The following is an 11,196-nucleotide window of genomic DNA, read 5'->3' on the forward strand; positions in this document are numbered from 1 at the left end:
AGTGGGCTGCGGGCGCAGACCCCTCGACACTCCACACGGACCGCGGACGGCGGCGGTTCACGGAAACCGGAAGGCCCCGCACCGTGCAGGTGCGGGGCCTTCGGTCAGCCGTCCTCCGAACCCGGTGGCCGGGCGAACCCGTTGCCGTCGCCGCCGGGGATCGGGATGGTGGACCCGCCCGGTCCCGGCCGCGGCGTCCTGGTCTTCGTCGACGACGACTCGGTCTCGGTGGGCGTTTCGGTGGGCGTCTCCGAGGGCGTCGAGGTCGGCGTCTCCGTCTCCGTCGGCGTGCTCGACGGCTTCGACTGTGTCGTGGTGACGTCGTTGGGGTCCTTGCCGATCGGGTCGACCTTGTCGAACTTCTCGCCCGGGGTCCCCTCCAGGTACTTCTTCATGAAGTCTTCCCACATGGGCCCGGCGATGGTGCTACCGAAGATGGGCTTGTTCGATTTGTCGTGCAGCGGGATGTTGCCGTCGCCGCCGACCCAGGCCGCGGCCGAGACCGACGGGGTGTAGCCGACCATCCAGGTCTGGGCGTTGCGGTCCTTGTACGCCGCGGGGTCGCCGTCGCGCGGGTCGTACTGCTGCGTACCGGTCTTGCCGGCGCACTGGTGACCGGTCGGGCACTCCAGCTTCGAGTGGGGGATGACCGGGCCGAGCGCCGTGGTCACGTTGCCGGCGATCTGCGCGGTCTTCTGCGCGTCGCTGTCGAACGCGGGCTTGGCCTGGTACTTGCTCTCGTCGAACTCGACCTCGTCCTGGGCGTTGGTCAGCTTCGCGACGAAGTGGGCGTCACGGTGCATGCCGTCACCGGCGAAGGTGGCGTACCCCGCGGCCATGGCCTCCGGCGTCGCCACGGTGGCGCCACCGCCGAGCGCGATGTTGATGTCCTGGCTCATCTGCGGTGACGTCGGAACGCCCGCTTCGTTGGCGGCCTGGGCCACCCGCGCCGGCTTCGTCACGTTGTACACCATGTCGTAGAACACGGTGTTCGCCGAGATCTCCATCGCCTTGGCGACGGTGCACTGGGGGCCGCAGCTGGAACTCTCGCCCGCGTTGCGGATCGTCTTCGGCGGGTTGCCGAACTTCCGGTTGTTGGACCCGTCGAAGGTGTCGCCGAGACCCTTGCCCATCTTCAGGTACGCGGTGAGGTCGAACGCCTTGAACGACGAACCCGGGTTCCGCGGCTGGTCGGCCCGGTCCTGGCCGGTCTGGTCCTTGCCTTCCGCGTTCTTCACGATGTCCGGGCCGCCGTAGTAAGCGAGGACGCCGCCGGTCTTCGGGCTCACCGCGACCAGCGCGCTGAGGAGCCGGTCGTCGGTCTGGCCCTTCATGTTTTCCGCGACCGCTTCCTCGGCCGCCTTCTGGGCCTTGGGGTCGATCGTGGTGTAGACCTTGGCGCCGGACGCGTGCAGCTTGGCGCTGTCGTAGCCCTCGGCGGCCAGCTCTTCTTCGATCCGCTGCTGGATGTGGTACGACATCGTCTGCTGACCGGTGTCCTTGGACGCCTTCGGGATCGGCGTCGGGAACTGCGCGCTCGCGCGTTCGTCGGCGCGCAGCCACTTGTTGGCGACCATCTGGTCCATCACGTACGTCCACCGCCGGTGGATGTACTCCTGGTTCTCCGACTTGCCTGGGCCCTGGATGAGGCCCGCGAGCAGGGCCGCCTCGGACGGGCTGAGGTCCTTGGTGTCCTTGCCGAAGTACGCCTTGGCCGCCGCCTGGATCCCGTTGGCGCCGCGTCCGAAGTAGACGATGTTCAGGTAGCCCGTGATGATCTCTTCCTTGGACTCCTGGTTGTTCATCTTGAACGACTTGGCCAGCTCGGTCCACTTGCGGGTCAGCGTCGGGGCGTCGTTCTGGGTGGCCTGCTTGATGTACTGCTGGGAGATCGTCGAGCCACCGCCCTGGCCGCCGGTCGCCTGGTTGAAGACCGCGCGCAGGATGCCGGTGAAGTCGAAGCCGGAGTTGGTCTCGAACGTCGCGTCCTCGGCCGAGTACACGGCGTGCTTGACGACGTCGGGGATCTCGCCCGGCTTGAGCAGCTGGCGGTCGCCGCCCTTGGGCAGTGACCGCCCCATGACGCTGTTGTCGGAGTAGTAGTACGTGACCGGCTGGCTCTGCAGCGCCGCGACGCTCTCCGGCGTCGGCACGTCGACCATGAAGTACGTGATCACGAACGCGATCGCCGGGACCACGAAGAAGACGCCGACGCACGCGTAGGCGACCCGCCGGATGATCTTCCAGCGGCGCTTCTTCCGCTGCGCCGGGGTGAGGACCTTCCGGCCCTTCTCGTCGAGCTCCTGCTGGGGCTCGATGTCGTCGGCGAACTCGTCGTACCGGCGGTCGTCGTCGTACGGGTCGTAGGCGTCTTCGGTCCCGTTGTGCGCGTGGTGGGTGATGAGATCCGGCTCACGCTCGGGTTCCGGTTCCGGACGGCGCCCGGCGGGCGGTGGCTGCCGGAAGCCCTGCGGCGGCGAACCGGGCGGGCCACCGGGACGGCGGCCGCCGGGCGGTGGCGGCTGACGACGGCCGGACGCGCCGGCCGGCCCCTGCGGACGTCGTGGCTGCTCACCGGGCCACTGACGGCCGCCTTCGTCGCCGGCGGGCCAGGCCGGGCCGCCCTGCCGGGGGTTGCCGCGAGGCGGGGTGGCGCGCCGGGGCGACTCACCGGGCCACGCCGGTCCCGCGTCTTCACCCGGCCACTGGGCGCGGCGGGGTGCGTCTGGCTCCTGGTTCGGCCAGGAGCGGTTGTCGTCGGTCACGGATGGGCCTCCCGGATCAGTACCCGCAGGGGTACTGACCTGCGTGTTGCGATGGTCGTGCGGTGGCTCACCGGCCCGCGGTCCTTCGCGGACCCGCCGGTTCCCCTGTGCCCAGGACGTATGACCGCACCAAGTGGTTCCAGTGGCACGCCCGGCACACTTCGACGTCGTACACGGTGAACTCGGCGAACAAGCCGGCCATCCTGGCCAGCTCCTCGGGGGTCCTCGCCGAGCCCGCGACGTGCTTGAGTTCGTCGCCGTAGACCCAGGACACCAGGGTCAGCGGCTCCTGGCGGCAGATCGGGCAGGGGAGATCACCGTCCCGGCCGTGGAACTTCGCCGCCCGCAGCAGGTACGGGCTCGCGTCACAGGCCTCGTGGCTGCCGACGCGCCCGGAGCGGACTTCGGCCAGCAGCGCACGGCGCTGCAGCGCGTAGTCCACGACCTGCCGCTGGTTAATCACGAGGACAGAGTACGGGCTCTTCCTGTGTCGTCCACGCCCCCTAGCGCCCGCAGGCCCGGGACCGGGGCGGACACGCCGGACGTTCGATAACTCTCCGGTGAATTTCGCCCCTGATGGGTAATCGGGCGAGGTTAGCTTCGCCACTTCGATGTATCGGCGCGATATAGTGGCTGAGTAGGTTGGATCGAGGCGCTCGTTCGGAGCAACGCGGGTCGTCTCGGTTTGTTCCCGGAAGGGGGTGCGGTGTGCTGGAGTTCGCGATCCTCGGTCTTCTGCACGAAGCGCCCATGCACGGGTACGTGCTGCGCAAGCGGCTGCACGAGACGCTCGGCACGTTCCGGACGTTCTCGTACGGCTCGCTGTACCCGACCCTGCGGAAGCTGCTGCGGGCCGGGTACCTGGTCGAGGAGCTGGACGAGGCCGACGACCGGGCGTGGTCGCGGCGCGGACGGCGGGTCTACAAGCTCACCGCGGAGGGCAAGGAGCGCTTCGGGGAGCTGCTCGGCGACGCCGGGCCGCAGACCTGGGACGACGAAGGTTTCGGCGTCCACCTGGCCTTCTTCTCGCGCACCCCGGCCGACGTGCGGATGCGGATCCTCGAGGGCCGCCGCCGCCGCGTCGAAGAACGCCGCGAGGGTTTGCGGGCGGCGCTGGCCAGGGCCGAGGAGAAGATCGATCGCTACACCCGCGAGCTGCACCGGCTGGGGCTGGAGACCAGCGAGCGGGAGGTGCGCTGGCTCAACGAGCTGATCGCGCACGAACAAGCCGAACGGCAGGGTCCGGAGACCTGAGCCGGCCGGCCCGGGCCGCAGCGTCGCGGCACCAGACCTACTGAACAGACGGATTGAAGGAGAAACCCCCATGGGCGACAACCGCCGCGTACGGGTGGCCATCGTGGGCGTCGGCAACTGCGCGGCGTCGCTGGTCCAGGGTGTCCAGTACTACCGCGACGCGGACCCGGCCACCCGCGTCCCCGGTCTGATGCACGTCGACTTCGGCGGCTACCACGTCCGCGACATCGAGTTCGTCGCCGCGTTCGACGTGGACGCCAAGAAGGTCAGCCGCGACCTGTCCGAGGCGATCTTCGCGTCCGAGAACAACACCATCAAGATCGCCGACGTGCCGCCGCTCGGCGTCACCGTCCAGCGCGGTCACACCCACGACGGCCTCGGCCGCTTCTACCGCGAGACGATCGAGGAGTCCGACGAGACCCCGGTCGACGTCGTCGCCGCGCTGCGCGAGGCGCAGGCCGACGTGCTCGTGTCGTACCTGCCGGTGGGCTCCGAGGTGGCCGACAAGTTCTACGCCCAGGCCGCGATCGACGCCGGCGTGGCGTTCGTCAACGCGCTGCCGGTGTTCATCGCCTCCGACCCCGAGTGGGCGAAGAAGTTCGAAGACGCCGGTGTCCCGATCGTCGGCGACGACATCAAGTCGCAGGTCGGCGCCACCATCACGCACCGCGTGCTGGCCAAGCTGTTCGAGGACCGCGGCGTCCAGCTCGACCGGACGATGCAGCTCAACGTGGGCGGGAACATGGACTTCCTGAACATGAAGGAGCTGGAGCGGCTCGAGTCCAAGAAGATCTCCAAGACCCAGTCCGTCACCTCGCAGGTCGATCGCGAGCTGGGCAAGGGCAACGTCCACATCGGACCGTCGGACTACGTGCAGTGGCTCGACGACCGCAAGTGGGCCTACGTCCGGCTCGAGGGCCGCGCGTTCGGCGACGTGCCGCTGAACCTGGAGTACAAGCTCGAGGTCTGGGACTCGCCGAACTCGGCGGGTATCATCATCGACGCGGTCCGCGCCGCGAAGATCGCGAAGGACCGCGGCATCGGCGGCCCGATCCTCTCGGCGTCCTCCTACTTCATGAAGTCGCCGCCGGAGCAGTACGACGACGCGACCGCCCGCGACGCCGTCGAGCAGTTCATCCGCGGTGAAATCGAGCGCTGAGCCGTCCCGCGAGAAGGCCGTCACCGCTGGTGGCGGCCTTCTTCGCGTGGTCCACTAAACCGGTGGGGCGGGGTGCGCGTTGGCGGGGTGTGAGTGCGAGCGTGGGCGAGAGCGTGCCGGGGGACCTGGGCGCGCCGACCTTCCACGACCTGTTCCGGGAGTACTTCGGCCAGATGACCCGCTTGGCCCACCTGCTCGGCGCGGACGACGCGGAGAACGTCGCCCAGGAGGCCTTCGTCAAGCTGCACCAGCGCTGGGACACCCTGACCGACCACACGCGCGTGGCCGGCTACCTCCGCACGACCGTGGTGAACATGTCGCGGTCGCGGACCCGGCACCTGCGCGTCGTCCGGCGGACCCCGCAGGACCGGCCACCGGACGAGCTGTCGGCCGAGGTCAGGGCCGTGGCCAACTGGGAGAACCAGCAGCTGCGCGCGGTGGTGGCGAAGCTGTCCCGCCGGCAGCGCGAGGTGCTGGTGCTGCGGTACTGGCTCGACCTCAGCACGGCGGCCATCGCGGAAACCCTGGGCATCTCCCCGGGCACGGTCAAGGCGACGACGCACCACGCGATGGAGAATCTGCGCAAGCACCTGGGGGACGACCTGGGAGGTGAGCGATGACCGACCTGGAACGCAAGCTGGCCGAAGCACTGCGGGGGCAGGCCCGGGAGGTCACGCCCGACCTCGACGCGGCCTGGGCCGAACAGCAGCGCAGGCAGCGGCGGCCACCGCGCCGCCGCAAGGTGGCGGTGTGGGGTGCCCCGCTGGCCGCGGTGCTGGTGGTGCTGACCAGCGTGCTGCTGGCCACCCAGCTGAACACGGCTTCGCCCCCGCCTCCGCAGCCCGCGACGCAGCCGGGGCAGGAGCTGGTGTTCGCCAAGCCCGAGATCGCGCCGAAGAACCTGGCCGGCGGCGACGAGCCGCTGGCGCTCACCGACTTCGCCGGCCAGACGGACACCTGGACCTCGTACGCGACCAACCCGGCCGACCAAGCGGGGAAGTCGTGGTTCTGCGTCGAGACGTTCGCCAAAGGCACCACCCACGGCGGGCCCGGCTCGCAGTACGGCATCGAGTCGCCGTCGTGCGTCCCGCTGTCGGATGGCGCCGTCCGCGCCGGGTACGTGGGCAAGTACGGTGGCCCGCTGCCGGCGGGCAAGGCGGTCCTCCTCGTCGGCGCCGAGGTCCGGGACCTGCGCCTCTACGACGAGGCCGGCGACCTGAGCCCGGCGAAGGAAGTCGGCGTGCTGGGACGCGACCGGGTGTTCCTCGCCGAGGTGAACCCCGGTTCGCCGCCGGTCCGCTACGAGATCAACCCAACCCCAGTGCCCCCGGCAAGCCGGTGATCTTCTCCACCACCGCGGTCGCCTGCTTCAGCACGTCGGGATCGGGCGGGAAGTGCGGGTTCGGCACCGCGTACACCGCCATCTTCGCCGCCAACGCCGAGCGCAGCCCGTTCGTCGTGTCTTCGACGGCCGCGCAGTCCTGCGGCGCCACGCCGAGCAGCTCGGCCGCCCGCAGGTAGACGTCCGGCGCCGGCTTGCCCGCCCCGACCTGCTCCGACGACACCGCCGCCCCGACCGGCAGGCCGGTCACGTCGAGGAACCCCTTGATCAGGATCACCGGCGACGAGCTGGCGATCGCCACCGGCCACCGCGCCGACACCTGCCGGACGACGTCCACCGCGCCCGGGATCAGCGGCGGCTCCGCCGCGTACCGGGCGGCCATGCGCTTGACGACGAGCGTGGCGATCTCCGGCGGCGACAGCTGTGCGCCGAGCTCCTCCACCAGGTAGCGGGCCCATTCCGGGGTGCTCATCCCCTGCTGGGCCCGGGTCGCCTCCGCGCGCCAGGTGCCGCCGTGCTCGGCGACGACCGCGCGCCGCACCTCGTCCCAGATCCGCTCGGAGTCCACCAGTACGCCGTCGAGGTCGAAGATCACCGCGTCCATGGCTCCGAGCCTAACCTGTGAGCGGACTTACTTAGGCACCCTTACCAATTTTTGTTAGCCTGGCTAAGTGACTTCCGCGATCACCGATCTCGCCCACCGGCTGCGGCCGCTGGTCTTCCGGCTCTACCAGCAGGTGCGCCGCCAGACCCCGCAGCTGACACTGACCCTCACCCAGGGCTCGGTGCTGAGCGAGCTGGTCAACGGCGGCCCGCGGCGGATGAGCACGCTGGCCGAGCTCGAGCAGGTCAAGCTCCCGTCGATGACCGACGTCGTCGGCCGGCTCGAACGGCTCGGCCTGGCGACCCGTCGTCCGGACCCCGCCGACGGCCGCGCGGTGCTCGTCGAAGTCACCGACGAGGGCCTGCGCTTTTACGCCGAACTGGTGACGGCTCGCGAGGAGTTCCTCCGCGAGCGGCTCATCGCCATGGACGAAGCCGACCGCGCCGCGATCGAGGCCGCCCTGCCCGCTCTCGCCAAATTGCTCGTCGGCACCAAGAAGGAGGAACTGATCAGCGATGAGCGCTGAACACCACTCGAGCCTGCTGGACGCGGTCAAGGGCCAGCCGAAGCAGGTGTGGATCACCGCGTTCGCCGCGGTCATCGCCTTCATGGGGATCGGCCTGGTCGACCCCATCCTGCTGTCCATCGCCAAGGGGCTCGACGCGACGCCGTCCCAGGTCACCCTGCTCTTCTCGTCCTACCTCGGCGTCCAGGTCGTCGCGATGCTGCTCGCCGGCGCGGCGAGCGCCCGCTTCGGGGCGAAGCGCACGGTGCTGGCCGGGCTGACGCTGATCGTCGCCGCCACCGCCCTGTGCGCGGCCGCCGGGTCGATCGAGCAGCTCGTCGGGCTGCGCGCGGTCTGGGGCCTCGGCAACGCGTTCTTCATCGCGACGGCCCTTTCGGTGATCGTCGGCGCCGCGACCGGCGGCCAGTCCGGCGCGATCCTGCTCTACGAGGCCGCCCTCGGCGTCGGCCTGTCGGTCGGCCCGCTGCTGGGCGCGCTGCTCGGCAGCATCTCGTGGCGCGGCCCGTTCCTCGGCACCGCGATCCTGATGGCCGGCGCGCTCGTGCTGTGCGCGGTCTTCCTCAAGAGCGACAGGCACGAGCGGCGGACGCCGATCAAGCTGCTCGACCCGCTGCGCGCGCTCAAGCACCCTGGCCTGCTGCGCACGTCCGTCGCCTCGGCGCTGTACACCGCCGCGTTCTTCGCGGTGCTCGCCTGGTCGCCGTTCGTCCTCGGCTGGAGCGCGATCGCCGTCGGCCTGGTCTTCTGCGGCTGGGGCCTGTGCGTCGCCGTCGCCGGAGTCGCCCTCGCGCCACGGCTCGCCGCCCGGCTCGGTGAACGGCACGCCGCCGCGGCCGCCGTCTTCGGGTACGCCGTGCTGATGCTGGTCCTCGCCGTGCCGAGCAAGCCGGTGCTCGTGGCCGGGATCATCGTCTCCGGGCTGGTGTCCGGCCTGCTGAACACGCTGTTCACCGGCACCGCGATGGCGATCAGCGACGCGCCGCGCCCGGTCGCCAGCGCGGGCTACAACTTCTGCCGCTGGCTGGGCGGGGCGGTCGCCGCGACGCTGGTCGGGCACGTCGCCGAGTGGTTCGGCTCCCCGCAGGCGCCGTTCGTCGCTTCGGCCGTGCTGTGCGTCGTCGCGGGTGCGTTGCTCTCGCCGCGCGAGAAGAAGGCGGACCCGCACACCGTGCCGCGGGAAGCGGTGCTCGTCGGCGAAGAGTTCTGAATCTCACGCTGAGCGACGGCCCCTGGACCAATTGTCCGGGGGCCGTCGGCCGTTCGGGCCGGACGTTTGCGGGCATTGCGAGCAATACACCTGTTGTTCATCCGGATGTCTGGATCGGCTGGTTTTCGGCACATACGGTCACTTCGTTCCCGAATGCCACCATGGAGGCGCTGTGCCCGACCGTCTGCTCCCGCTGTTCCCCGCGCACGCGGGTGGACGTTCCCCGATCACCTGCGAGTACCGCTGCGGCAACGCGTGCGCGCACCCGGAGCCGAACCAGTCCGGGAACGAGTACTTCGGCGACCTCGTCAAGGACATGTCCCGCCGCCGGGTCTTCAAGGCCGGCGCCGTGCTCGCCGCCACCGCGGGCGGCCTCGCCGCGCTGTCCGGGACCGCGGCCGCCGCCGACGGCAGCGCGACCGCGGCCGCGAACGGCCACGGCGGGCCGAAGCCGCGTCCGGTCCCCGGCACCGACTTCGACCCGGTCCCGCCGAACAAGCTCGACGCGGTCACCATCCCCGACGGCTACGCCCAGCGCGTTGTCATCCGCTGGGGCGACCCCGTCGTGCCGGGCGCGCCGAAGTTCGACTTCACCAAGCAGACCGCGGCCGCGCAGGCCAAGCAGTTCGGCTACAACAACGACTTCGTCGGCCTGATCCCGCAGGACCCGCTGGGCCTGACCAACCTGCTCGTGGTGAACCACGAGTACACCGCCGAGCCGCACATGTTCCCGGCCGACCAGTACGACCCGGCCAACCCGACCGAGGAACAGGTCAAGATCGCCTGGGCGGCCCACGGGCTGTCGGTGCTGCTGACCCGCCGCGACCCGGTCCGCGGCCACCTCGAGGTCGTCCCGAGCCGGTACGGCCGCCGGATCACCCTCGACACGGTCTTCGAGGTGCGCGGCCCGGCCGCCGGCTCGAAGTACCTCAAGACGTCGGCCGACCCGACCGGGCGCAAGGTCCACGGCACGCAGAACAACTGCTCCGGCGGCGTGACGCCGTGGGGCACGGTGCTCTCCGGCGAGGAGAACATCCACCAGTACTTCGCCAACTCCGACAAGGTCACCGACCCGGTGGCGGCCGCGCGGCTGAAGCGGTACGCGATCGGGGCCGGCGCCAGCACCCGCAAGTGGGAGCGGTTCGACAAGCGCTGGGACGTCGCGCAGGAGCCCAACGAGCCGAACCGGTTCGGCTGGGTCGTCGAGATCGACCCGAACGACCCGAACTCGACGCCGATCAAGCACACCGCGCTGGGCCGCCTCAAGCACGAGGGCGCGAACATCAAGATCACCGCCGACGGCCGCGTCGCCGCCTACACCGGTGACGACGAGCGGTTCGAATACATCTACAAGTTCGTCTCGAACGGCAAGTACAAGCCCGGCAAGAGCGCGCACGCGCGGCGGCACAACTCGGCGCTGCTCGACGACGGCACCCTGTACGTCGCCCGCTTCACCGGCGACAGCCCGGGCGAGGTCGACGGCACCGGCAAGCTCCCGGCCGACGGCGAGTTCGACGGCACCGGCGAGTGGATCCCGCTGGCGAGCGGCAACAAGTCCTTTGTGGACGGCATGACCGCCGAGGAGGTCTACGTCTTCACCCGGCAGGCGGCCGACAAGGTCGCGGCCACGAAGATGGACCGCCCGGAGGACATCGAGCCCAACCCGGTCAACGGCCGGGTCTACGCGGCGCTGACCAACAACAGCGACCGCGGCGCGGCGGGCAAGGCGGGCCCGGACGAGGTGAACCCGCGGGTGGCCAACAAGAACGGCCAGGTCCTGGAGTGGGAGGAGGACTGCGGCGACGCGGCCTCGACCCGGTTCTCCTGGCGGCTGCTGCTGGTCTGCGGCGACCCGAAGGCGGCCGACACCTATTACGGCGGCTTCCCGAAGGACCAGGTCAGCCCGATCTCCTGCCCGGACAACGTCGCCTTCGACCGGCACGGCAACCTGTGGGTCTCCACCGACGGCAACGCGCTGGGCTGGAACGACGGCCTGTTCTCGGTGCCGGTCACCGGCCCGGAGCGCGGGCACGTCAAGCAGTTCCTCTCGGTGCCGGTCGGGGCCGAGACGTGCGGTCCGGTCATTACCGACCACCTGGTGCTGGTCGCGGTGCAGCACCCGGGTGAGGATGCGAAGAGCTCGGCGAACCCGACGTCGCACTGGCCCGACGGCGGCACCTCGCAGCCGCGGCCGTCGCTGGTCTCGGTGTGGAAGAAGGGCCACTTCGGGCTGCCCGGCCGCATCGGCGAACGCTGACACCCGGGCCCGCACCGCCGAGCAAGGTTCACTCTTAAGTGGACGGTTCTCGGCCGGTGCGGGCCCGCGCCGCGCGCCATAG

The 11,196-nt window shown here is 70.4% G+C and carries 10 protein-coding genes; 7 read left to right on the forward strand and 3 right to left on the reverse strand.

All coding sequences use genetic code 11. The features are described 5' to 3' along the window. Positions 1–104: 104 nt before the first annotated feature. A complete protein-coding gene (locus tag I4Q55_RS02320; RefSeq protein ID WP_206784307.1) occupies positions 105–2,765 on the reverse strand; it encodes a transglycosylase domain-containing protein in 2,661 nt (886 codons plus the stop codon). Between the two features lie 67 nt (positions 2,766–2,832). Then, positions 2,833–3,228 (reverse strand): DUF5318 domain-containing protein, encoded by a 396-nt coding sequence (locus I4Q55_RS02325; RefSeq protein ID WP_206784308.1) that lies wholly within the window; start codon positions 3,226–3,228, stop codon positions 2,833–2,835. Between the two features lie 245 nt (positions 3,229–3,473). Here I4Q55_RS02325 and I4Q55_RS02330 point away from each other — a divergent pair, with 245 nt between their 5' ends. From I4Q55_RS02330 to I4Q55_RS02345, 4 genes are all read left to right on the forward strand, one after another. Continuing rightward, the gene (locus tag I4Q55_RS02330; RefSeq protein ID WP_206784309.1) at positions 3,474–4,019 is read left to right on the forward strand and encodes a PadR family transcriptional regulator; all 546 of its coding nucleotides are present in this window, start codon (positions 3,474–3,476) and stop codon (positions 4,017–4,019) included. Between the two features lie 70 nt (positions 4,020–4,089). Continuing rightward, positions 4,090–5,178, forward strand: coding sequence for an inositol-3-phosphate synthase (locus I4Q55_RS02335; protein WP_206784310.1), 1,089 nt, complete (start codon positions 4,090–4,092; stop codon positions 5,176–5,178). Positions 5,179–5,267: 89 nt separating this feature from the next. Beyond that, on the forward strand, positions 5,268–5,798 hold the full coding sequence (locus I4Q55_RS02340) for a SigE family RNA polymerase sigma factor (protein WP_307793096.1): 531 nt from the start codon (positions 5,268–5,270) through the stop codon (positions 5,796–5,798). After that, a complete protein-coding gene (locus I4Q55_RS02345) occupies positions 5,795–6,520 on the forward strand; it encodes a hypothetical protein (RefSeq protein WP_206784311.1) in 726 nt (241 codons plus the stop codon). The genes I4Q55_RS02340 and I4Q55_RS02345 overlap by 4 nt, the downstream gene beginning before the upstream one ends. Here the strand turns inward: I4Q55_RS02345 and I4Q55_RS02350 are convergent. Next, entirely contained in the window at positions 6,486–7,124 is a 639-nt protein-coding gene (locus I4Q55_RS02350; RefSeq protein WP_206784312.1) for an HAD family phosphatase, read from the reverse strand. The two genes, I4Q55_RS02345 and I4Q55_RS02350, sit on opposite strands and share 35 nt — an antisense overlap. 67 nt (positions 7,125–7,191) lie before the next feature. Between I4Q55_RS02350 and I4Q55_RS02355 the strand changes: the two genes are divergently transcribed. From I4Q55_RS02355 to I4Q55_RS02365, 3 genes are all read left to right on the forward strand, one after another. Then, the gene (locus I4Q55_RS02355) at positions 7,192–7,650 is read left to right on the forward strand and encodes a MarR family transcriptional regulator (RefSeq protein ID WP_206784313.1); all 459 of its coding nucleotides are present in this window, start codon (positions 7,192–7,194) and stop codon (positions 7,648–7,650) included. After that, on the forward strand, positions 7,640–8,857 hold the full coding sequence (locus I4Q55_RS02360) for an MFS transporter (protein WP_206784314.1): 1,218 nt from the start codon (positions 7,640–7,642) through the stop codon (positions 8,855–8,857). The genes I4Q55_RS02355 and I4Q55_RS02360 overlap by 11 nt, the downstream gene beginning before the upstream one ends. 172 nt (positions 8,858–9,029) lie before the next feature. Beyond that, a complete protein-coding gene (locus I4Q55_RS02365; RefSeq protein WP_206784315.1) occupies positions 9,030–11,114 on the forward strand; it encodes a PhoX family phosphatase in 2,085 nt (694 codons plus the stop codon). The last annotated feature ends 82 nt before the right edge of the window (positions 11,115–11,196 follow it).

The sequence above is a fragment of the Amycolatopsis sp. MtRt-6 genome (assembly GCF_017308975.1).
Classification (GTDB): Bacteria; Actinomycetota; Actinomycetes; order Mycobacteriales; family Pseudonocardiaceae; genus Amycolatopsis.

Coding starts and splice junctions, on each gene's coding strand:
- I4Q55_RS02345 (WP_206784311.1), top strand. CDS start 5,795: ATGACCGACCTGGAACGCAAGCTGGCCGAAGCACTGCGGGGGCAGGCC.
- I4Q55_RS02350 (WP_206784312.1), bottom strand. CDS start 7,124: ATGGACGCGGTGATCTTCGACCTCGACGGCGTACTGGTGGACTCCGAG.
- I4Q55_RS02335 (WP_206784310.1), top strand. CDS start 4,090: ATGGGCGACAACCGCCGCGTACGGGTGGCCATCGTGGGCGTCGGCAAC.
- I4Q55_RS02360 (WP_206784314.1), top strand. CDS start 7,640: ATGAGCGCTGAACACCACTCGAGCCTGCTGGACGCGGTCAAGGGCCAG.